At 41.7% G+C, this 22,026-nt stretch carries 19 protein-coding genes and 1 riboswitch; of the genes, 13 read left to right on the top strand and 6 right to left on the bottom strand.

From position 1 onward, the window contains the following. Positions 1-362: 362 nt before the first annotated feature. From BCM40_RS03225 to BCM40_RS03255, 7 genes are all read left to right on the top strand, one after another. Positions 363-2,348 (top strand): penicillin-binding transpeptidase domain-containing protein, encoded by a 1,986-nt coding sequence (locus tag BCM40_RS03225; RefSeq protein ID WP_238323748.1) that lies wholly within the window; start codon positions 363-365, stop codon positions 2,346-2,348. 457 nt (positions 2,349-2,805) lie between these two features. Further along, on the top strand, positions 2,806-3,192 hold the full coding sequence (locus tag BCM40_RS03230; protein WP_065527179.1) for a MerR family transcriptional regulator: 387 nt from the start codon (positions 2,806-2,808) through the stop codon (positions 3,190-3,192). A 38-nt stretch (positions 3,193-3,230) separates the two neighbouring features. After that, on the top strand, positions 3,231-4,547 hold the full coding sequence (locus BCM40_RS03235; RefSeq protein WP_065527178.1) for a hemolysin family protein: 1,317 nt from the start codon (positions 3,231-3,233) through the stop codon (positions 4,545-4,547). 50 nt (positions 4,548-4,597) lie between these two features. Then, positions 4,598-5,650, top strand: a complete 1,053-nt coding sequence (locus BCM40_RS03240; RefSeq protein ID WP_065527177.1) for a hemolysin family protein — start codon at positions 4,598-4,600, stop codon at positions 5,648-5,650. Between the two features lie 97 nt (positions 5,651-5,747). Further along, a complete protein-coding gene (locus tag BCM40_RS03245) occupies positions 5,748-6,236 on the top strand; it encodes a DUF4306 domain-containing protein (protein WP_065527176.1) in 489 nt (162 codons plus the stop codon). A 329-nt stretch (positions 6,237-6,565) separates the two neighbouring features. Continuing rightward, on the top strand, positions 6,566-7,027 hold the full coding sequence (locus tag BCM40_RS03250) for a LytTR family DNA-binding domain-containing protein (RefSeq protein ID WP_065527175.1): 462 nt from the start codon (positions 6,566-6,568) through the stop codon (positions 7,025-7,027). Further along, entirely contained in the window at positions 7,024-7,431 is a 408-nt protein-coding gene (locus BCM40_RS03255; RefSeq protein ID WP_065527174.1) for a DUF3021 domain-containing protein, read from the top strand. The genes BCM40_RS03250 and BCM40_RS03255 overlap by 4 nt, the downstream gene beginning before the upstream one ends. Before the next feature lie 446 nt (positions 7,432-7,877). Here BCM40_RS03255 and BCM40_RS16440 read toward each other — a convergent pair whose 3' ends face one another. Together BCM40_RS16440 and BCM40_RS03260 are read right to left on the bottom strand one after the other, a co-directional pair. Then, positions 7,878-8,045: a hypothetical protein gene (locus BCM40_RS16440; RefSeq protein ID WP_169818710.1), complete on the bottom strand. Its 168-nt coding sequence runs from the start codon at positions 8,043-8,045 to the stop codon at positions 7,878-7,880. A 13-nt stretch (positions 8,046-8,058) separates the two neighbouring features. Further along, on the bottom strand, positions 8,059-8,325 hold the full coding sequence (locus BCM40_RS03260; RefSeq protein WP_065527173.1) for a hypothetical protein: 267 nt from the start codon (positions 8,323-8,325) through the stop codon (positions 8,059-8,061). Between the two features lie 208 nt (positions 8,326-8,533). Here BCM40_RS03260 and BCM40_RS03265 point away from each other — a divergent pair, with 208 nt between their 5' ends. From BCM40_RS03265 to BCM40_RS03275, 3 genes are all read left to right on the top strand, one after another. Beyond that, positions 8,534-10,018: a flotillin family protein gene (locus BCM40_RS03265; RefSeq protein WP_065527172.1), complete on the top strand. Its 1,485-nt coding sequence runs from the start codon at positions 8,534-8,536 to the stop codon at positions 10,016-10,018. Positions 10,019-10,185: 167 nt separating this feature from the next. Next, positions 10,186-10,782 (top strand): hypothetical protein, encoded by a 597-nt coding sequence (locus tag BCM40_RS03270; protein WP_065527171.1) that lies wholly within the window; start codon positions 10,186-10,188, stop codon positions 10,780-10,782. A 138-nt stretch (positions 10,783-10,920) separates the two neighbouring features. Further along, a complete protein-coding gene (locus tag BCM40_RS03275) occupies positions 10,921-12,240 on the top strand; it encodes a short-chain fatty acid transporter (protein ID WP_065527170.1) in 1,320 nt (439 codons plus the stop codon). Positions 12,241-12,310: 70 nt separating this feature from the next. Here the strand turns inward: BCM40_RS03275 and BCM40_RS03280 are convergent, their stop codons facing one another. Together BCM40_RS03280 and BCM40_RS03285 are read right to left on the bottom strand one after the other, a co-directional pair. After that, positions 12,311-13,543 (bottom strand): GGDEF domain-containing protein, encoded by a 1,233-nt coding sequence (locus BCM40_RS03280; protein ID WP_065527169.1) that lies wholly within the window; start codon positions 13,541-13,543, stop codon positions 12,311-12,313. A gap of 122 nt (positions 13,544-13,665) precedes the next feature. Then, a complete protein-coding gene (locus BCM40_RS03285; RefSeq protein ID WP_065527168.1) occupies positions 13,666-15,129 on the bottom strand; it encodes a S8 family peptidase in 1,464 nt (487 codons plus the stop codon). A gap of 141 nt (positions 15,130-15,270) precedes the next feature. Further along, positions 15,271-15,360: riboswitch (cyclic di-GMP riboswitch) on the bottom strand. 695 nt (positions 15,361-16,055) lie between these two features. Between BCM40_RS03285 and BCM40_RS03290 the strand changes: the two genes are divergently transcribed. Further along, complete coding sequence (locus BCM40_RS03290) at positions 16,056-16,841, top strand: Ltp family lipoprotein (protein WP_065527167.1); 786 nt, start codon at positions 16,056-16,058, stop codon at positions 16,839-16,841. Positions 16,842-17,167: 326 nt separating this feature from the next. Here the strand turns inward: BCM40_RS03290 and BCM40_RS03295 are convergent, their stop codons facing one another. Together BCM40_RS03295 and BCM40_RS03300 are read right to left on the bottom strand one after the other, a co-directional pair. Beyond that, positions 17,168-18,190, bottom strand: coding sequence for a sodium-dependent bicarbonate transport family permease (locus BCM40_RS03295; RefSeq protein WP_065527166.1), 1,023 nt, complete (start codon positions 18,188-18,190; stop codon positions 17,168-17,170). Positions 18,191-18,351: 161 nt separating this feature from the next. Further along, positions 18,352-18,726 carry a Na-translocating system protein MpsC family protein gene (locus BCM40_RS03300; protein ID WP_065527165.1) on the bottom strand — a complete coding sequence of 125 codons (375 nt, stop codon included), beginning with the start codon at positions 18,724-18,726 and terminating at the stop codon, positions 18,352-18,354. Between the two features lie 623 nt (positions 18,727-19,349). On the opposite strand from BCM40_RS03300, the gene BCM40_RS03305 reads away from it, so the two are divergent. Beyond that, the gene (locus tag BCM40_RS03305; protein WP_156851249.1) at positions 19,350-20,027 is read left to right on the top strand and encodes a hypothetical protein; all 678 of its coding nucleotides are present in this window, start codon (positions 19,350-19,352) and stop codon (positions 20,025-20,027) included. A 326-nt stretch (positions 20,028-20,353) separates the two neighbouring features. Further along, on the top strand, positions 20,354-21,964 hold the full coding sequence (locus BCM40_RS03310; RefSeq protein ID WP_065527164.1) for a DUF2075 domain-containing protein: 1,611 nt from the start codon (positions 20,354-20,356) through the stop codon (positions 21,962-21,964). Positions 21,965-22,026 lie beyond the last annotated feature (62 nt).

The following is a 22,026-nucleotide window of genomic DNA, read 5'->3' on the forward strand; positions in this document are numbered from 1 at the left end:
TTTTGGAGTTTTAACAAGGATGCGAGTTTTTACAAGAACTTTTGAAGTCTTTACCTGAACATTTGAGAGTTATACCTGAACTTTTCAGCTCTTTACCTGAAGTTTTAGCGTTTTAACAAGGATGCCTTCTTTTACCTGAATTTTTGAAGTCTTTACCTGAACATTTGAGCTCTTTACCTGAACTTTTGGAACTTTAACAGGGATGCGAGTTTTTACCTGAACTTTTCAGCTCTTTACTTAAACTTTTAGCGTTTTAACAGGGATGCCTATTTCCACACAATAATAAAAACAGAATACTCAGACTTTAATTCTCGCGTCATTCAAGCGATAATAGAAGAAAGGAAAAGAGTGGAGGTCATATGATGGAGAAGACCATGTTAAAGACCATTTTCTTTGTATTTATTCTTCTATTAACAGCATGCCAGCAGGAGGAAGCTGAACCGACTCCTGAACAATCACCAGAAGAGCCGACTGAAACGGTTGAATCTCCGGAAGGACGGGTGGCAAATTTTATTGAGCTATGGAACAATGGCGACTTTCCTACGATGCACAGCACTTATTTAAATCAAGGTACGCAAACCGTTTACGGGGAAGCAAATTTTGTGACATGGCAACAAGAGCTGCACAACCAGCTGGGCGTTGAAAACATGAACGTGACGTATACAAAGCCCGATGAAGATGCCGAATGGAATCAAGAGCAACCGGCAGATTTCAAAATTAACGTGAGTTTTGATTCCATTATAGGTCCAGTGGAATTCAATAAAACCTTGACCTTGCTTTATGAACAGGAAGATTGGTTTGTGGAATGGGACCCGTCGTTTATTTTGCCGAATTTAGAGGCGGGGGACCAAGTGACGACAGCTGTTGTTGAAGGAGCGCGCGGGGAAATTCTTGACCGCAATGGCAAAGCAATCGCATCGAATAGTGAAGGCTATGAGATTGGTGTGGTTCCTGAAAACTTCGATTTATCGAAAAAGCAACAATTGGCGCAGTTGCTAGGCGTTACCGAAGAGACGATTGATGGTCGACTCAATCAGCCGTGGGTGCAACCGCATTATTTAGTACCGATTGCACAAATCAAGGCAGACCAAGCAACACTCGATGAGCTGTTTACCATTCGCGGCACGAAACAAGAAAAAGTAGTGATGCGCAATTATCCGTATAACCGCGCTTTATCGCACGTTACCGGATATGTGGGACCGATTACGGCTCAGCAACTAGCGGAGTGGAGCGACCAAGGCTATACAACTGAAACCTTGGTAGGACGACAAGGCTTAGAAGAAGTGTTGCAAGAGCGGCTACGTGGAAGAGCAGGCGGCCGCATTATTTTGAAAAAACAGCGCGAAAACGCTGTGATCACCTCGGTCGAAAATAAACCCGTACCTGGCGAAACGGTTACGTTAACGATTGACGCGGAACTGCAAAAGAAAATCTATACGGCAATGGGAGAACAACCGGGAGCAAGTGCAGCGATCAATCCGACGACTGGCGAAACTTTGGCACTGGTCAGCTCACCGGGCTTTGACCCCAATGAATTTGTGCCAAACATCACCACTAGTCGATTCCAAGAACTTGCGAACGACCCGCTGCAGCCATTTTTCAACCGCTTTGCAGCCGTTTATACACCGGGACAAGTGATCCAGCCAATTACCGCAGCGATTGGAATGGAAAGTGGTACGCTTGATCCGGCAGAAGGCATGGACATCACCGGCAAGTCGTGGCAACGTTACCGCTCGTGGGGCGATTTCCGCATTACACGTCCGCGGGATGATATCAAAAATCCAATCGATTTAAACAAAGCACTTGTTTATTCCGACTCGATTTACTTTGCCCAACAAGCATTGAATATCCAAGACAATGAGTTTCAGACAGGATTGGAGAACTTCGGTTTTGGCGAAGAAATCGATTTTCCGATTGAGCTAACAGCATCACGCATTTCAAAAGACGGCACATTCGGCTCTGAAGGGCAGCTTGCTGACACAGCGTCTGGCCAAGGCCAAATGCAAGTCAACATTTTGCATCTCGCCAATCTGTATAGCCCGATTTTGACAAACGGCAAACTGTACAAACCGACTTTGTATGTCACTGAAGAAAAACCGGAATTATGGAATGAAAACCTGTTAAGTGCTGCGAACGCTAAAATGTTGCGGAAAAGCTTCAGCAATACGGGTGAACAACTCGGTATAGAAATCGCTGGCAAAAGCGGAACAGCGAATGAAAGAGGCAAGCAGACAAAATGGTTTGTCGGTTACCAAGCGGCGAAGCCTGAATTGATTGTTTCAATGATGATTCAAGGCGACGAGAAAGTCGAAGAAATGGTAGAACAAGCACTCCTTTCAGAAGAATAAAGTGAGCCAGGCAGATGTTGCCTGGCTTTTTTGTGGTTACATGAAGTTTCTGGGTTTATACATGAACTTTTTAGAGTTATACCTGAACTTTTGAGCGCTTTACCTGAACTTTCAAGCTCTTTACATGAACTTTTCAAGCCTTAACATGGATCACTGCTTTTACATGGAGTTTCAACGTTTATACATGAACTTTTGAGCGCTTTACATGAACTTTCAAGCGCTTTACCTGAACTTTTCAAGTCTTAACAAGGATCACACTTCAACACATCCCCCCATCCAACAAATGTCGATATAATGTCGCGAATTGGCGATCCCCTCGATTTTATTGAAAAACCAGAACGTTACACTGTATGCTTTTTCATAGAACGTGCTATATTTTTTAGTACAACGATCTAGTACTATCGAGTCACAGATCAAATCGAGTAAAAAAGGAGGCGTCTGCATTGGGAAGGAGTTAATGAAAATCGGGGAAATCGCAAAATTGAGCGGGGTATCGACGAGAACCATTGATTATTACACGGTATCGGGATTGCTTCGGAGCGAGCGGTCTGACACAAATTACCGGTTGTATCCGGCTTCTTCTATGCAGACGCTTCAACGCATTCAATTATTAAAAAAACAGCGCATGTCGATTTCGGAAATTAAAGAAGTGTTGAATACAACGGAACATGCCGAAACAGAGTTTCTCGTCGAAGAAGTATACGAAGAATTTGAATGCTTGCAACGAAAAATCACGAGTTTGGAAGAACAGTTAAAAGATGCACCAAGTTCTGTAAAACTGCACGTCAGCAAAGCGCTTGAACATCAATTAGCAGCAATCACTGCACTAATCGCTTTGTTGTAAATCATTTTGGAGGTGAATCCCTTTTACAGGGAAAACACGTGGATATAGTTACCTTATTGAATTTGGCTTTATTAATTTTATTGCTTGGCTTAACCGCATTTTTTGTGGGATCGGAGTTCGCGGTTGTTAAAATTCGCATGTCGCGGCTCGATCAATTAATCGCAGAAGGCAATAAAAAAGCGGTCGTTGCAAAAAAAGTGGCAAGCGACTTGGATTATTATTTATCGGCTTGTCAGCTTGGCATTACCGTTACAGCGCTTGGACTGGGGGCGCTGGGAAAACCAACAATTGAACGATTGATGTACCCCATCTTTGAATTTTTTGCGGTTTCCGATGCTATGGCATCAACTGCTTCTTACGCCATCTCGTTCATACTCGTAACCTATCTTCACGTAGTGGTCGGCGAAATGGCACCGAAAACATTGGCGATTCAATTTGCGGAGAAGATGTCTCTGCTTTTGGCACCGCCGTTGTATTGGTTTGGGAAAGTTATGAAGCCTTTTATTTGGGCATTAAACGGAGCAGCTCGCGTGTCGCTTAGAATGTTCGGCGTTAAACCAGCAGGTCACGAACAAGCCTATTCGGAAGAAGAATTGAAAATCGTAATGGCACAAAGTTTTGAAGGCGGAGCCATCAATGAAACTGAACTTTCGTATATGGAAAATGTGTTTTCATTTGATGAGCGCGTAGCTAAAGACATTATGGTGCCACGTACCGAACTGGTTACGCTTGATAAAGACATGCCACTCGAAGAAATTATCGAGATTTTGGATGAAAACAATTACACACGTTACCCGGTAACAGAAGATGGCGACAAAGACCGAATTCTTGGATTTGTCAGTGCCAAGAAGATGCTTCCGCATATTGTCGCTGGACGCGAGTGGTATCTTGAGAATTTCGTCTTAGAATTGCCGACGGTTTTTGAAGCAACGGGTTTACAAAATGCGTTGATGATTATGCAAAAAGCGCGTGTCCACATTGCCATTGTTGCAGATGAATACGGCGGAACAGCTGGCATGATTACAATGGAAGATATTTTAGAAGAAATTGTTGGTGAAATTCGTGATGAATTTGATTTTGATGAAGTGGCGGACATTAGCAAAGTGAGCGACAATCAATATTTGATCAACGGCCGTGTGTTGTTGAAAGACTTAGAAGAACGCTTTGATTTAACATTTGATGAAAGTGATGACATCGATACCATTGGCGGATGGATTCACTTCAAGAGCCCGGGAGACGTTGAAACCGGCGCGACATTCACGGATTTGAATATTTCGTGGACCATCGTTGAAATGGACAACCAGCAAATCAAACAAGTGATGTTCCATAATCATTCGAATAAATTGAATGATTAACGTTAACTTAACCATTAATGGAGGTGAATCCCTCGTTTGAGGGAGACCAATTGGACGGACAAATAGTCATCAGTTTACTACTTATTGCGTTATTAATTATCGCAACTGCATTTTTCGTCGGTGCCGAATTCGCCATTTTAAAAGTGCGTATGTCGCGAATCGACCAATTGATCGATGAAGGAAATAAAAAAGCCATACTCGCAAAAAAAGTAGCCAATGATTTGGATTATTATTTATCTGCTTGTCAGCTGGGAATTACGATTACAGCGCTCGCCCTCGGTGCATTAGGGGAGCCAACCGTTGAACGTATGCTGCATCCGTTATTTGAAGCGTTCGCAGTTCCGGCAGCATTATCGACCGTGTTGTCGTACGCCATTGCCCTTACCATTGTGACGTTTTTACACGTCGTGATTGGTGAATTGGCACCAAAAACCTTGGCGATTCAATACGCTGAAAAAGTCACGCTATTGCTGGCTCCATCGCTTTATTGGTTCGGTAAAATCATGAATCCGTTTATTTGGTTGATGAATGGTTCTGCCCGCTTGTTGCTGCGCTTATTTAAAGTAGAGCCAGCCGGCCATGAAGAAGCTCACTCGGAAGAAGAGTTAAAGCTGATTATGGCGGAAAGCTTCCAAAGCGGCGAGATCAATCAAACCGAGCTAACGTATTTGAAAAATATTTTCGCTTTTGACGATCGCATTGTCCGCAACATCATGATTCCAAAAGCGGAAATCGTTTCAGTGGATAGTCGTTTGACGCGCTCTGAACTTTTTACGGTATTGGATAAACATCAATTTACCCGATACCCAGTAGCCGATCATGGCAATGAAGACAAACTCATTGGTTTTATTAACACGAAAGAGTTGTTAACCAGCATGGCGGCAGGAAGAACGAGAAGTCCGGAATCGTTTATTCACGAAATGCCACGTTTCCCCGAAACCACACCCATTCAAATAGTATTGACCAAAATGCAGCAAAGCCATACGCATATGGCCATCATTACAAAAGACGGTGCGATGACAGGACTTGTAACAATGGAAGACATTTTAGAAGAAATCGTCGGTGAAATTAGCGACGACTCGTTCGAAGCAGAGCCAACTTAATAGGAATAAAGATAGAGAGAAGCCTATGGGTTTCTCTTCTTTTTTTGGTAATTTATTGGTAAGGTAAAAAGAACAGTGATTAAAAGGAGAGATGTGTATGCAAGAACGTTCGACAAGAAATATGCGAGAAGCCATCTTGTTTTTCGGCGCGTTAATCTTTTTCGCCGTCTCCACATTTTTTAGTTTGTACGAAGGCAGCCGATTAGAAGATGTCTCTTGGGAGTGGCGGTACTCGGCAATCTTCAGCAATTGGCTAAACGGCGGCGTTGAATCGGCAGGGGATATTTTGACGATCGATTACTTAGTGTACGCTGCGAAGTTCGCGCCGTTATTTCCTGTAATCATGTTTGTTTCTGCGTTCATTTTATTGCTGCAACTGGTTTCATGGATTTTTAGAAAAAACAAAATCGCGTTGAACTTGGTTTATTTAGTGTACGGAGTGGCGCTTTTTGTGATGAGCGACGTATTCATGTCGTCCCCAACAGTCGGACTCGAGCTATTTTCTCGGATTTTCTTCGTTTTCGGTTTTGTTCTAGTGATGTTTGGGGTGACTTCGTTAGTTAAAGAGCGAAAAGACGTGGTCTGAGCGGCGTTGTTTGCGGGATACGTTAGTTTGTTTGCAGAGTGCGATGCGTTGTTTGCAGCAACAAGCGGTTTGTTTGCGCAATCCCGCTCGTTGTTTGCAAGATAGACGAGTTTGTTTGCAATTAGCCCACAAACGGTCTCGAAAAATATGCACTTCTCAAAAACAGGTCACGTGGCCTGTTTTTTTGTATGTGACAAACCGGTCGCTGCACCTTACCGGCTGAATTCTGCATGTTACCGGAAAAGCACAGACAAAGGGTGAATAGTAGCATAAACTTGGATTATAAGTAGATAGGGATTTTATTAATGAAAGATAAGAGGTGAGGTCAGGTGAAAGTATCTTTAAACATTGATAGTCGATTTGAAGAAACGAAAATAACCATTGAATGCAAGGAAATGGACGATTCGATTAAAAGCATTATCGATTTTATCAATGGACGAGAAGAGACACGATTTCTTGTTGGGCGAGACGGCGATATGCAACACATATTGAAACCGGCAGACATTCACTATTTTCATGCAAACAACGATAATGTCACAGCGGTAACAGCGAAAGGTGAATTTCGCTTGAAAGAAAAGCTTTACGAATTAGAAGAAATGTTTCCGTCTAGTCAATTTATACGGCTGTCCAAATCAGTCATCGCGAATCTGGATGAATTAAGTCGCTTTGAAGCGTCTTTCAATGGCACACTGTGTGTTTATTTTCATTCGGGTGCGAAAGAATACGTGTCACGGAATTACGTCAACGCCATTAAAGAATCCTTGAAAATGAATAGGAGGAAAGGAAAATGAAAAAGTTTATTATCCGAAGTTTAATCGGTATATTCTTTGGCGCTTTTCTTAGTATTGTCATGACATATACTGTGATTTGGGGTGGCCAAGAGACGTTAAATAGTGCGGTGTTTTTGAGAAATTCACTTGGTACCATGTTTTGTGGTTGGTTTTTCACGGTCAGCAACTTACTTTTTGAAAATCATAGTTGGTCGCTACTCCGTCGCACAATAACGCATTTTGCGATCGTGATGGTGCTGTATTTTGTATTGGGATTCGGAATAGGTTGGTTTCCCTTTACTTTGGAAGGCTTTCTGATAGTCTTAGTGATTTTCGTGGTGTGCTATTTTGTGTTTTGGTTAGCTTGTTACGCCTACTTTAAAAATCAAGCACAGAAAATGAATAAAGAATTGAGCAATAAATGATGAAAACCAGCCCGAGTGGCTGGTTTTTTAGGTTGAGGAGGAATAGGCGAGAAGTCGCTCGTTGTTTGCGGTATGACTTAGCTTGTTTGCAGGAAGCGACGCGTTGTTTGCGCCGATGAGAGGTTTGTTTGCGCAAAGCGACACGTTGTTTGCGGGATACGCCAGTTTGTTTGCAAAAACTCAATCTCTCTTATAAAGGAGAGCTAAGGATGCGACTCACTAGTTAAAGCATAAAAATAGATTGTGTGAGGACGTTATTTGCGGAAACTCGTAGCTTGTTTGCGGGGAGCGACGCGTTGTTTGCAGCAACAAGCGATTTGTTTGCGCAATCCCACCCGTTGTTTGCGCCTAACGCTAGTTTGTTTGCAACTCGCACAAAAAGCCGAATTACCCAAAACAAGAAAAAGGCGTTTCAAGCGCGACTCGCTTGAAACGCCTTTTTCGATTTACTCGATCGTCAGCTTCTCTAATTGTCTATGCTCCAAAGCAAGCTTCTCTCGCTCTAATTGAATATTAGCGAGCTTGATCTCGGATTTTCGATATATATCGAAAGCAGCGAGAAGGATTAAGCCAGTAAAAATAATCGTAATCATTAAGTAGAAACCAATTTCCAAAGTTATCTCTCCTTTACCCGTTCAGTGCTTGTTGCGCACGGTGCTGATCTTTTTTCTCTACATACAAATCGTATTGATTCGTGTTTGTCACAGCGTCGCGCATATGCGAGGAACCGATAAGTCCTTCAGTGCCATGAACATTAGCGTTTACTTTTAATACCGCATCATAGTCAATGCCTTGCGCGCGAAGGCTGTCGACCGCTTGATAATACATGTCGTCACCAAAAGCAGTATAAGCCAAATGCTTCTTCTTAAAAAATAGCCACCGAACGAGTCCCATATCATCACTCCTCACATAGTTTTGCCTCATTCTTCTTAATACGAAAAAGCAGGCTATGGGTTTCATTAAATATAGGGGAGAAAAAATCTGGTAGAAATATTTGGTTTTATTGAAACATTTAGACAATTGGTTCGTATTAATACTATAGGCCACCATCACAAGCTTGAAAAGATCGTGCGTCAAATAGCTAAAGGGGAGTGGAAAGAGCATGCAGTCATTAGGAATTATTACAGTTATTATTGCGCTAGTCGTCATCGCGGCTATTGCAGGAGTTGGGTATTTTTTCTGGATGAAAATCCGTTACCGCACCGCTAAATCCAATGAAGCGTTGATCATCACGGGACCAAAATTAGGAGATCCAGAAAAAGATACGAATATTTTCACCGACGACGAAGGACGTTCAATGAAAATCATTCGAGGCGGCGGGTACCTGTTAAGACGCTTTCAAACGTCAACGCCGGTTAGTTTGACATCGTTCCAATTAAAACTTGCAACACCGCGCGTCTATACAAACGCAGGTGTACCAATTGTTGCAGACGCTGTGGCAATGGTGAAAGTCGCCGATACGTTAAACGGTATTGCCAATTACGCGGAGCAGTTTCTTGGCAAAAAACAAGAGGAAATTGAAACGGAAATTATTGAAGTGCTTGGGAGTAATTTGCGTGCCATCTTGTCAAAAATGACAGTGGAAGACATCAATAGCGACCGCGAAAAATTCAACACGGACGTACAAGACGTCGCTCAAAAACAGCTAGACTTGATGGGCTTTAAAATTACGTCACTTGGTTTGACGGATTTGCGTGATGCTGATGAAGACAACGGCTACTTGGAAAACTTAGGTCGCCCGCGTATCGCCGAAGTGCGCAAGCTCGCTGAAATCGCTGAAGCTAACACGGAGCGCGAAACACGTATTCACCGTGCGCAAACCGATCAAGAAGCAAAAGAAGAAGAATACAAACGCCAAATTTCAACAGCCGAATCGAAAAAAGAAAAAGACATTAAAGACGCTGCGTTCAAAGAAGAAACCGAACGTGCGCGTGCCAAATCTGAGCAATCTTATGAGCTCGAAAAAGCGAAGCTCGCGATGGAAATTCAGGACGAAGAGCTTAGCATGCAATTCGCGGCACGTGAACGCGCAGTTAAACTCGAAGAAGAAGAAAGCAAAGTGCGCAAAACAAAAGCCGATGCCACGTATTACGAAACAACGCGTTCCGCAGAAGCTGATGCACGCCGTGCGGTCATCGAGGGGGAAGCAAAAGCGAAGATCAAACGCGACGAAGGTGCTGCAGAAGCAGAAGTTATTCGGGAGCGCGGTAAAGCCGAAGCCGAGTCTCGTAAACTACTTGCTGAAGCAATGGAAGAACACGGCGACGTTATCATCACTGAGAAACTGATCGACATGCTGCCGGTATTTGCAGAGAAAGTTGCCTTGCCACTGAGCAATATCGAATCGGTGAAAATCATTGATTCCGGTAACGGCCAAGGCATTCCATCGTTCGGCAAAAGTGTCACGAAAACCATGGTCGACATGCAAGAGCCGCTCAAAGAAATGACCGGTATCGACATTGGCGATTTGCTGAAGTCCTACGTCAACCGCAACAACCAACCGGCTCAACAAGCACCGGTTGCAACGATGCCAGTGGTGCAAAAAGAAGAAGTTGAGGATACGAATAAAAACGAAGAAGAATTGTAAACAGCAAACCCCAAGAGCCTTATACAGGTTTTTGGGGTTTTGTGTAGATGATTCACATGTGAAGTTTTTATACAGCATTCCAATAAAATAAGTTACCGTATAAAATGGAAAGTAGAAATAGTAAAACTCCACACCCCACCCAAACTAGCAGAAAGGAGATGCCCCTTATGAAGACTTTTACAAAAACCCTCTATATGAGTAGCGCAATATGGTTACTCGCTGGCTGCGGGAATGACGTAAAGGAAGAGCCAGAAATAGATGTGACCGAAGAAAGTCCGGTAAGTGAGCAAACGCCGGAAAACACTACTGAAGAAGAAAGCGCATCGCCAATGGAAGAAGAAACACAACCCGAAGAAACCACTCCTGAAAAGAGTGGAGATGCATTAGCTCAGTATTCTAGCCAGCAAATCGAATACGCCAGAGTGTGGCTTCAACTTGGACCCAATCAAGAGTTAGACGGCCTGTACGTCAACCACATACCCGCTGGCACACCGCTTAACGTAGACGATGAAACGAGCGGCACTTACCCAGAAGACGTTATTCAATTAGCGGGATCTCGCTTAGTGGATGGCGTCGTCACGTATAGCGGTAACGGCAATGGCACGGTGAACTTATACAATGTTCCGCTGCGGTGGGATGGGGTATATCCAGCAGGCAAGGAGTTTTATGACGAAATCATTGCCAACACCGAGCTTGTCGCTATCGAAGTAGGAGAAGACGAAGAAGTAATCCGCTTGATTGAATTGCTGAAAATGGAACCGTAACGACTAAAAAAACTAACGATGAAAAAGAGTGAACAGCCAAACCTGTTCACTCTTTTTGCGGTTTTTTACGGACGTACCGAGCAAAGTAAGGTAGCATTAGAAATGCAGTGAAAATTTAGATAAAAGGGGAGTCAAAAAATGAAAGGGATTACACGTTTTTCGAATAACTTAATGGAACGCTATTTACCGGATCCATTTTTGTTCGTCATTATCTTGACGGTGGTTGTGTTTGGGCTAGGTTTAGGCTTAACAGATTCATCACCGATACAGATGGTGGCGTTTTGGGGTGAAGGGTTTTGGGCATTACTAGCGTTCTCCATGCAAATGGTACTCGTACTCGTTACAGGATTCGTACTTGCAAGTAGCCCAATTTTCAAAAAGGGACTAGGCAAGCTTGCGAGTTTTGCGAAATCACCAGGCAGTGCCATTTTGTGGGTGACGATTGTGTCATTAGCAGCAAGCTGGATCAACTGGGGCTTTGGCTTAGTTATTGGTGCGTTGTTTGCAAAAGAATTGGCAAAGCGCGTAGAGAATGTCGATTACCGCCTACTGATTGCTAGTGCGTATTCCGGATTTTTGATTTGGCATGCTGGATTTTCTGGGTCGATTCCGCTATCAATCGCGACAGAAGGTCATCCGTTTGTTGACAAAATCGGCATTATTCCAACGACAGAAACGATTTTTTCGAGTTATAACTTAATTATCGTTGCCGCATTATTAATCATCGTGCCATTACTAAACCGCATGATGATGCCAAAAAAAGAAGACACGGTTACCGTGGATCCGAAAGTGTTGGTCGAGCCAACAGTTGAAGAACTTCCGGCAAAAGGGGATATGACACCCGCACAACGATTAGAAAACAGCTGGATCTTATCGATGGTTATTGGTGTTTTAGGTATTGCATTTATCGTTTATTATTTCGCAAACAATGGTTTTGCGTTAACGCTCGACGTGGTTAACTTTATGTTCTTGTTCCTAGGGATTCTTTTCCACGGTACACCGCGCAAATATTTGATCGCTGTTCAAGAAGCGGTCAAAGGAGCGGGTGCCATTATCGTTCAATTCCCGTTTTACGCAGGCATCATGGGCATGATGACAGCCTCTGGGTTGGCTGCTGTCATTTCAGAAGCATTTGTCAGCATTTCAACAGTGGACACGTTCCCGCTATTTGCATTTTTAAGTGCAGGACTGGTCAACTTTTTCGTTCCTTCAGGTGGCGGACAATGGGCCGTGCAAGCACCGATTATGTTAGAAGCGGCCGAAATGCTTGGCAGTGATCCGGCGAAAGTCGCGATGGCTGTAGCATGGGGAGACGCATGGACAAACATGATTCAACCATTTTGGGCTTTGCCAGCTCTAGCAATCGCTGGACTAAAAGCAAAAGACATTATGGGCTTTTGTGTCATCGTCTTAGTGGTTAGTGGCGTGGTAATTGGATTAGGGTTATTGATTTTATAAAACAAAAAAAGGACGATCTTGCAAAAGGCATAACACATGTCTTTTACGAGATCGTCTTTTTGTCGTTCGTTTATTTAGTTACCAAAATAGAGCGTTCAGCTTCAGCTACTTCATATAGGCTAACGACATTTCTGCCTTTTCGTTTGGCTTCATACAACGCTTCATCCGCGGTTTTGATCAACGAGTTGATGTCTGTGGCGTCTTCTGGGTAAGTGGCTACGCCCAGGCTAATCGTCAGAGATACCTTTTCGTTTTCTTCGCTTCGGACGTCTAAGTTTTGCACGTTTTTTCGAATTTCCTCAGCTTGACGAAAAGCTTCTGCTTTTGTTGTATCAGGCAATAGCATAACAAATTCTTCGCCACCAAAACGTGCTACGGTGAATTTGCCTTTTTGGCTTTGCTTAAACACTTTTCCAACAGCAATAATCGCCGTATCGCCAGTAGAGTGGCCATAGTTATTGTTGATATTTCGAAGATAATCCATATCCCCAAAAATTAACGACAGTGACGTGTTGTTTTTCTGGCTCTTTTTGTACAACTCGTTTATCTTTTCATCAAAATGGCGGTAATTGTGAATGCCTGTTTTGGCATCAATGTAGATCAACTCGGCACTATTGGCCTTTTGCAATAAGTTCTGCAACAGCAAAGCAGGAACGATTAAAAACAAGATTAAATAGGGGTTATAAAGATACGTAATCGCTAAAATAGCGCCAGTGATTAACAAGATCCCTTCAGAAGAAACGGTGTCTACTTTGATCACCGGTGCCGTTTTCCAAGCAATGCCTTCATCAAAACTAATCAATGTGTTGATCAAAAAGATGCGCGTGATGCCGAAAACCAGCATTTCGAGCAATAAAGCTATGGTAAACAGCAATTCTGAATCTGGGCTAGTGCCAGATATTTCACTAAAGATTGAATAACCCAACACTCCAGAAATAATGGTAGCAGAAGCATTAAAATCAGGACCCGTGAATGGTTCAGGATGCTTTTCTTTCAAGCGAAAAGCGATATTGACCAAGCACGAAATCACGATACTCAATGCAAACAAGGGAAACGGCAAAATGATCAATGCCGCAAATTCAACAACACAGCCCATTCCTGCAGAAAGCTTGGAATCGACGAAATCGAATAATCCACCATGTCTAGAGACAATCACTAGCGTTAGCCAGATGAGAAACGTAATGGATGTGAGATCAGCTAGTTGCGGCTGCTCGACTTGCCAACTAATTAAGAAAATAGTGAGGGCTAGCATGTTGGACAGCACGATAAAATTGATGGCTTTTCTTGGGTGTTTGGTATTCATCACTATTCACCTCGTGGACAAGAAGTCCAGTTCTAATCACTAATGAATACAATTGGGAAGCGAGTACTCGCTAGCTTAGTAAACTAGAATGTCCGACTTGCAATATACTGAAACGTTTCAGTTTAATCAAAATTATTTCTCCAAGCAATATTTCTCCAAGCAATATTGGACCATGAGACATTGCGCCAAGCAATGTTCGACCAAGAATCCGGAGTGTCTAGGTTCACATCGTCGTCTACTGCAGCTGTAATCAGGGAAGACAATTCGAAATTTTGAGCAACGTTCGCTGGGATATTGCTTGGGTTAAAGAATACAGCCGCATCTGCAGTGACAAGTCCAGCGCTACCTGCAGGTTGTTTTCCATAAGAACGTGTCGTATTCTTCAAAATCCATTTTACTTGGTCAGGAGTCAAGTTTGGGTTTTGTTCAAGCATTAACGCCACAATTCCACTTACCATTGGTGTCGACATGGACGTGCCACCCATGGTGAAATAGTCATTGCTTACAACATTTTCAGGTTTTAATCCTCTCAAGTCACCTTTTGGCATATAAGCAGTGATTTTAGAGCCAGGAGCAACCACTTCTGGTTTAGAAAATCCTTCTGAAGTAAGCCCATTGCTCGACCAGTTTTTTAACGAATCGTCTGCAGTATCCTTTGTGCCCTTATCATCTATAGAACCTACCGTAATGACAAACGGATCGTTTGCAGGTGCATAACAAGTCGAACAACTTGTACCGCCTTGGTTGCCTGCTGACACGACAACGACGATTCCTTTGTGCCAAAGAAGTTCAACAGCCGCGTTCGTTGCACTTTCTTTGTAATTTTGTTGCGTGGCAATTTGATTGGAAATATTCACTACGCGGATATTGTATTTTTTATGGTTGTCGTAAATCCATTCAAGGCCTTCCACTAAGTTTTGCTCGCCAGCTTTTCCTTCGTCGTCACTCACTTTGACGTTGACAATATTAACGCCAGGAGCAACGCCAGGGTAGGCGCCATTGCTTTGAGTTCCGTCGCCTCCAAGAATACTCGCTACGTGCGTACCGTGACCGAAAGAATCCGACATGTTACCAGCAGTTGAGAATTTAGCATTTGCCGAAACTCGTTTTCTGAAGTCCGATTGAGCCCCGTTAGCGATTCCACTATCAACAACTGCTACCGTAACCCCTTTACCGGTAATCCCTTTTTTTACTACTTTGTCACTAGTGATGACAGACTGATAAACATTGGCAATTAACTTATCATCCGAAGTTTTACTAGATCCTTTGTTTTCCACCACTTTTTCATCTTGGTTAATGAAAACGACACCAGGGACTGACTGAATCGACGAGGCTTTAGATGGATCTATCTCCACTAAGTACGTATTGATAAAAGTCCATTCATCAACAATCGATCCGCCAAGTTGTTGGATTGCTTGCTCAATTCCTTGTGTACCTGCTTTTGTGCCTACCATATAGCGAGCGGTAGGTTGTGCTTGTTCAGAAACGACCATGGCATTTGTGGGAGTAGGTGCGATGGAAGCTGCAAAGCCGCTCAGTGCAACTGCGGCCACCATCATATGAGTGAGTAGTTTTTTTACTGTCATTTTTTTCCCTCCTCTTGTTAAATATCTCTTCAAAAGATCTTATTAACTCATCAGCTCCTATCCGTAAAGTGATGTTGTATGTGATCTTCTAGATGTGCCTATAAAAAAAGGACCATTCGCCGAGGAATAGTCCTTAAACCATTCGGTAACCCAGCCATCGTAGATTGTTTGCCAATCCGTAGATCTGTGGTTTTGCGTCTTTGTTTTTCAACAAATTTGCCTTTTCGTTTTTTAGTTGTGAGAGAATTTTACTTAAATTTACTGAATGATTAGAAAATGCAATTTATTAACATTATAAGAATCTTTGTACCTACTGTCAACTGAAAATGTAATTATAATTGCTTATTATGGTCTTTATTTCTTTTATATATTTCCAACTTTTTTTATCAGATTTTTTGATGGAAAATATAGTCGATAGGAAGTTTTTTTAGTGTATTGGTGAAAATCATTTGGTAAGACTGGGAAAACCATTTGGTAAGACTGGGAAAACCATTTTGTTAAAGCCTAAGTTATGAAATTATGCGTAAGCTCTATTCATTTTTTAAATTTACACGGCAATTAAAATTATTTAGGAAAAAGTAGTTCAATAGAAGTTGAGAACATTTTTGTTCGAAAGTGCTGAGTTGGAATTCACAAATTTCAACCGTGCAGATTTTTTGGCATTCTTTTTTTAGTCTCGCAAAAATAGGAAACTGTAAATGACCAATAAATTGGCTAGAGAAATTTAGTTACGTGAATGCTATATGAACTAGAGAGTTGCTGTGTTATATTGGTAATATTATAGTATATATGGGAATTTATTAATACTACAAAAGTACTATATTAGAAATTTGTTTACAAAAAACGATTTAATAACTTATTAATCGACACTAAGTCAAAATAGTACGCACGATCTTATCTCTCTAATCAGAAAGGGGCTTATACACATGTGGAAAAATAAAAAAGTAGTAGCGACGGCGGGACTCATCGTTTTGTTGAGTGGCTGTGGTGAAGAAACAATCGAGAAAGACGAACCAATCATTGAAACACCAGAAGTGGAAGCTGCAGAGCCAGAAAAAGCTGAAGAAGTCGCAAAAGTGGAGACAGAAGAAAAGGAAAAAGCGGAAGCGGAAGAACAAGCGAAAGCTGAGGCAGCAGCAAAAGAAAAAGCCGAGGCAGAGGAAAAAGCGAAGGCTGAAGCAGAAGAACAGAAAAAAGCTGATGAAAAGGCAAAAGCCGAAGAACAAGCAAAAGCCGAAGCTGAAGCTGAAGAGGCAGCACGTATAGAAGCAGAAAATGCGGGTACTGTTTCACAACAACAAGCGGCACGAATGGCTGAAGATTATATTTCGTATACCGCGTTTTCGAAAAGCGGCCTGATCGATCAATTGGAGTTTGAAGGGTTTAGTAACGCGGATGCCACATTTGCAGCAGAAAAAATCGATGTGGATTGGAGCGAGCAAGCAGTAAAGGCCGCTGAAAATTATATCGCATACACGGCTTTTTCGAGGAAAGGTCTCATCGAGCAGTTGGAATTTGAAGGCTATAGTAATGACAATGCGACATACGCAGTAGACGAAATTACTGTCGACTGGAGCGAACAAGCGATATTAGCTGCAGAGAATTACATCGCGTACACGTCGTTTTCGAGATCGGGTCTGATTGAACAACTGATGTTTGAGGGGCATAGTAAAGCGGATGCTACGAATGCTGTGGATGTTATTGGGCTTTAATAAAGTGTTGTCTGATATAGGGATGAGTCTCCGACTATAGATAGATTTGAGGTTATTCGAGTGGTCTAATATTTAGTTCGCTTCGGCGCTTTGGGCTAGGCGAAGCAAGAAGCCAGGAAGTGCGCCTGTCTTCTTGCTTCGCCTAGCCCGTGGACGCGCCGTCGCTGGTATGCGGTTCTCCTTATTCATAGTAGAACATAGCTGCTTTTCTAAACAGGTTATTGGCTAATACCAGAAACAATCACGATAAAAGAGGTGTTGGAATGAGTCTATTCCAACACCTCTTTTTCTATGTTCATCAAATGACACCCATGATTCTTTTAGATTTAATGAGTAAATTGAGCTAAAGCAAAGTAGAAAGGAATGCCTACGATTAAATTGAATGGGAAGGTAACGCCGAGAGACAGACCGAGATATATAGATGGGTTGGCCTCAGGAACCGATGCGCGTAAAGCTGCCGGTGCGGCGATATAAGAAGAGCTTCCCGCTAGTACACCCATTAAGACCACGCCCCCAAGAGATAGTCCGACCCAATTCCCTACTAAGACACCTGCACTCCCACCAATTAGCGGAACACATAGACCGAATAGGAGGATTTTCCAGCCGTGCTTACTGATTTCAGGAAGGCGCTCTCCTGCGATCAACCCCATATTTAATAAGAAGAGAATTAAGATGCTTCCATAAAGATCGATAAACAGCGGTTTAACAATCGATTCAGCGTTTTGTCCCACCAGCCAGCCGATGATCAAACTACCCATCAAGAGCAGGACACTTTTGCCCAACAAGCTGTCGCGCAGCACTTCTTTGTCAAACAAATTCATGAAGGATGAAAAGTTCATCCCTAATTTTGGTGGAGTGCCGGGAGCATTTAAGAGATCTCCTGAATCGGTTTTATGTAAAATCCGCAACAGCAGCAGGGAAATGATGATGGCTGGACTTTCCAATAAAACTACCAGTGCATTCATAAAGCCTTCATAGCCGATCTGTTTCTTTTCAAGGAAGGAGATGGCGGCTCCGTATGTGACAATGCTGACAGAACCGTATGTAGCCGCAAGTCCGATAGAGTTATGAAGATCCATTTTCATCGCGAGAAGTGCAACCAATACAAGTACCGGAATGGTGATGCCCAAAAGCAAAGTTCCAGCAATCGGTTTAATAACGGTGTGGAGTTCGTAATGAGACAGCTCCATGCCGCCTTTAATGCCAATCGCCACTAACAAGTAGATGCTTAAGGCTTCACTCAAGCCGGCAGGGAATTTCAAATCCGATTTGACTAAAGCGGCAACGACCCCCAACACAAAAAATAAAACGACAGGGGACAATAAATTTTGAATCATAATATCATACATAATAATCAGTTCTCCTTTATAAATCGAGTGTATGGTGCAGATTTTTTCATAAAAAAACCGGTACCATTCAACAGGCAATGATGAATAAGCTCATCGCCAATTGAATGGTACCGGTTTACCCGCAGCCCAAGTTGCCTTGTTCTGAAAGTCTCCCATTATATTTATTTTAATTTTTCTTGCAGATTTCCGGATAACCTAAACACCATGATGCGTTCTCCGGTGTGGGTGCTGATATCGGTATGGAAGCTTTTCACTTCTTCTCCGGTTAGCTCCTGTATGACAGTTCCCAAATACTCACGGCCAGATTCGACTAAATCCGAACGCATTCTTTTAACAGCCAACAAACCTTCTTTGGCACTGCATAATGTATACTCGGCAGGTGTTAAAACGCCGCTTAATGAAATGACCAGCATATCTCGGAGAATATCTGTTTTTACCGAAACAGAGCCTCTGCCTAAAAAATCTTTTTCCCACTGGGTTAAGGTTTTGCTGATCTCCGCTTCCAAAGATCCTTTTGTCCATTTACTATGCTCCATTTATTGTTCCCCCTAATAAAGAAAAACGGCATACTTCTACACCTGCAAAAAATGCAGATATAAAAATACACCGTCCCACCATGCTTTTAACCAATGATTCCCCACACTTCTTCATCCAATCAATAAGAAACTTATTAACTGCCTGCTTAAGCCTGAAACAACACTTGGTTACCAGTTTAAATTTTACGGTTATTCTGTTGAAGTAATCTTATCCAATCTGTTTTGGGTTGTCAATAGGATGTTTTTGGGAGAGGGAGTTGCTTAGAAGGTGGTTTGGAAAATGGGGTTTTTGAGAAAGATATCCTTGGGCTCTATCAGTACTTCGAATATGATTTTTTGTTGTCAGTCTATTTAACTTTTAGCGCTGTAGCCTCCTCACAATAGACTTTACAAAATAACATTAGTAAAAAGTTAAAGTAAATTTTGTGAGTTTAAATACAAAAAAGTAAATATCTGTTTTATTAATAAGCGCTCTATGGTATGTTTACCCATATAATATATGTAATCTCTGCTCTGTAGCGAAGCTTTGCACACGTATAAAATGTATTTCTTACTATATAAATAACAACTAAAACGAGGGCTCAGTTGTCTTGGCAAATACAAATAAAATGGAGGATGTTCTTATGATAAAAAAATGGTTTATTCCAGTAGTGATTAGTTCTATCGTTTTGGCGGGTTGTGGATCGGATACCACAAAAATCAGTGATGAGTCAGAAAATACTACGACCACAGCAAGTGAGCAAGATTCAACTACAGATAATGAAAAAACTGAAAGTGAAGGTGAATCTGAAGAAGTCGAAGAAGCTGCAGAAATTGACGAAGACGTACAGGAAGATGACAGCATGAAAGCCACAAATACTTACACAAATAAAGAGTTAGGCATTACCGGCGAGGTTGGACCGATGAAGTACGAAATTCCTGGAATTCAGTTAAAAGTAATCGAGCCGAAAGACCAAGCGACAGCTGATCTTTTTGAAGTAGCAGTAGGTGATGAAGTACATGCTTTCACTATTCAATTAGTGGGAGAAAATACATCTGAAGAAGACATGAGCTTTTATCTTGGCCAAGCTGTAGCAATTACTAACACTAAAGAACAGCTAGATCCAGACATGATCCTGTCTGAATATATTGAAGGCGAGTACATGGGGCAGGTGCGCCATGAAGGCCATAACGTATATATTTTGAAAAACTCAACAGTAGATCAACTTGAAAGTATTGAACTGCGAATTATGGCACCAATGGACAGCAATTATGAAACAGTTGGAGAAGATGTCTCCCATAAAATTGAAGTTAATAAATAAATGAAATATAAATTAGACCCCAAACGATTTTTGTTTGGGGTCTAATTGCTTAAAATTGGGAATGGAATAAACATCTGATGTAAATTACAAAAATATTGCAAAAACTAGATGCTCAAATTGCTAAATAATGCTAGACTGAAAAACAACTACCATACAGGATTTTACATATATAGGAGGGGTGAGTACATCCAGTATTATCTAAAACGAAATCCCCCTTCAAAGTTCATCGATTACGTACTAGAAGATCATATCGAATAGGTGCACGATTCTAATCTTGAACTTTTATAGAAACATTCGATTTTTTCAGATAGAGAGGTTGAAGTTTTATGGGTACGATTGAACTAAAGACATGGGACTTCAATAAAACTGCGTTGGATAGTATCAAGAAAGAAGCTTACTTTGATTATCCAGTCGTTTACTTTTTGAACAATAATACCACTGTATATATTGGGGAGACTGTTGCCTTTAAAAATCGGATGAAATCTCACTTAAGTAATATTGAGAGAAAGAAATTAGAAAAAATGACGCTCATCATTCATGAAAAGTTTCACCGATCAGCTACCTATAATATAGAAACAAAATTAATCAATTATTTTTTAGGCGATAATCGATACAAGCTGCAAAACAAGAGTCAAACGATGCAAAGTGTTATGCACAATTATCATGATAAAGAATTCTACGACATAAAAATTTTCAATGAGATTTGGACAGAACTGTTGAATAGGAACATGGTAAATAGCCCGGCTCATGTAATTGAAAATAAAGACATCTTTAAACTTTCTCCTTTTAAAGAACTGACGATGACCCAACTCGAGCTTAAAACAAAAATTATAGAAGTGTGTGAAGAACACATCGATGATGATGAAACGTTTGTCTTTATGGTTAAAGGTGAAGCGGGTGTTGGTAAAAGTGTGGTCTTAAGTTCCGTGTTCAATAGCATCCAGGAACGAGCGGCTGACAAAAATTCCAACCTCCATCAAACGAAGAATTACTTACTCGTCAACCATTCAGAAATGCTGAAAACGTATAAAAATATCGCAGCTAATGTGAAGTTTCTTAAAAAGAATAACTTTGATAAGCCTACAAGTTTTATTAACAAGCAAAAGAAAGCTGCAGAAAAAGCGGACATTGTTTTAGTCGATGAAGCACATTTATTGCTGAGCAGAGCGGATGCGTTCAATGGCTTTAATGAGAACAATCAATTAGAAGAAATCATTAAACACAGCAAAGTCGTCATCGTTGTCTATGATGAAAAACAAGTATTAAAACTGAAAAGTTATTGGGACGAAGAGCGACTCAAGAAAATAGTGTCAGACTATCAAAGAGGAGAGCCTTACGTTTTAAGAGAACAGTTCCGCATGGATGCTGGCGACGATGTTATCAACTGGATCGATAATTTTGTAGAGAAGCGAATTCTACAGCTGCCAAAAGATGAACTCTATGATTTTCAAATATTCGACTCGGCCAAGGAAATGCATGATGCCATAGTGGAAAAGAATAAAGAACACGGCCTCTCCAGAGTGGTTTCGACATTCGATTATGAACATAAGAAAGATGGCGAGCAGTATTATATTAGAGAAGACAGTCTTGAGATTCCATGGAACTCAACCGACACTAAAAACACCTGGGCAGAAAAGCCGGAGACAATCAAAGAAGCGGGGTCCATCTATACGATTCAAGGCTTCGACCTGAATTATGTAGGAGTGATTTTGGGGCCATCAGTTACATATGATGAACAGAATGGTTGCGTGAAGATCCTTACTGAAAAATATAGCGATACCGAAGCTTTCAGAGGAAAAGAAGGCATTGAGGATGTTGAAAGAGCGAAAGAGCAGATTATATTGAATTCGATTAATGTGTTGATGAAGAGGGGGATAAAGGGGCTTTATGTTTTTGCTAGTGATGAGGGGTTAAGGGAGCGGCTTATAGCACTCTAAGCAAAGCATCCATAGGTCGAACAATATAAAATGGAATTGCCTCCTAGGAAAAGAAACAATTC

The sequence above is a fragment of the Planococcus donghaensis genome, assembly GCF_001687665.2.
Classification (GTDB): domain Bacteria; phylum Bacillota; class Bacilli; order Bacillales_A; family Planococcaceae; genus Planococcus; species Planococcus donghaensis.

Bases quoted from the DNA above. Each gene is read 5' to 3' on its own strand.
- BCM40_RS03225 (WP_238323748.1), top strand. From the start codon at position 363: ATGGAGAAGACCATGTTAAAGACCATTTTCTTTGTATTTATTCTTCTA.
- BCM40_RS03230 (WP_065527179.1), top strand. From the start codon at position 2,806: ATGAAAATCGGGGAAATCGCAAAATTGAGCGGGGTATCGACGAGAACC.
- BCM40_RS03245 (WP_065527176.1), top strand. From the start codon at position 5,748: ATGCAAGAACGTTCGACAAGAAATATGCGAGAAGCCATCTTGTTTTTC.
- BCM40_RS03255 (WP_065527174.1), top strand. From the start codon at position 7,024: ATGAAAAAGTTTATTATCCGAAGTTTAATCGGTATATTCTTTGGCGCT.
- BCM40_RS03260 (WP_065527173.1), bottom strand. From the start codon at position 8,325: ATGGGACTCGTTCGGTGGCTATTTTTTAAGAAGAAGCATTTGGCTTAT.
- BCM40_RS03265 (WP_065527172.1), top strand. From the start codon at position 8,534: ATGCAGTCATTAGGAATTATTACAGTTATTATTGCGCTAGTCGTCATC.
- BCM40_RS03270 (WP_065527171.1), top strand. From the start codon at position 10,186: ATGAAGACTTTTACAAAAACCCTCTATATGAGTAGCGCAATATGGTTA.
- BCM40_RS03275 (WP_065527170.1), top strand. From the start codon at position 10,921: ATGAAAGGGATTACACGTTTTTCGAATAACTTAATGGAACGCTATTTA.
- BCM40_RS03280 (WP_065527169.1), bottom strand. From the start codon at position 13,543: ATGAATACCAAACACCCAAGAAAAGCCATCAATTTTATCGTGCTGTCC.
- BCM40_RS03285 (WP_065527168.1), bottom strand. From the start codon at position 15,129: ATGACAGTAAAAAAACTACTCACTCATATGATGGTGGCCGCAGTTGCA.
- BCM40_RS03290 (WP_065527167.1), top strand. From the start codon at position 16,056: ATGTGGAAAAATAAAAAAGTAGTAGCGACGGCGGGACTCATCGTTTTG.
- BCM40_RS03295 (WP_065527166.1), bottom strand. From the start codon at position 18,190: ATGTATGATATTATGATTCAAAATTTATTGTCCCCTGTCGTTTTATTT.
- BCM40_RS03300 (WP_065527165.1), bottom strand. From the start codon at position 18,726: ATGGAGCATAGTAAATGGACAAAAGGATCTTTGGAAGCGGAGATCAGC.
- BCM40_RS03305 (WP_156851249.1), top strand. From the start codon at position 19,350: ATGATAAAAAAATGGTTTATTCCAGTAGTGATTAGTTCTATCGTTTTG.
- BCM40_RS03310 (WP_065527164.1), top strand. From the start codon at position 20,354: ATGGGTACGATTGAACTAAAGACATGGGACTTCAATAAAACTGCGTTG.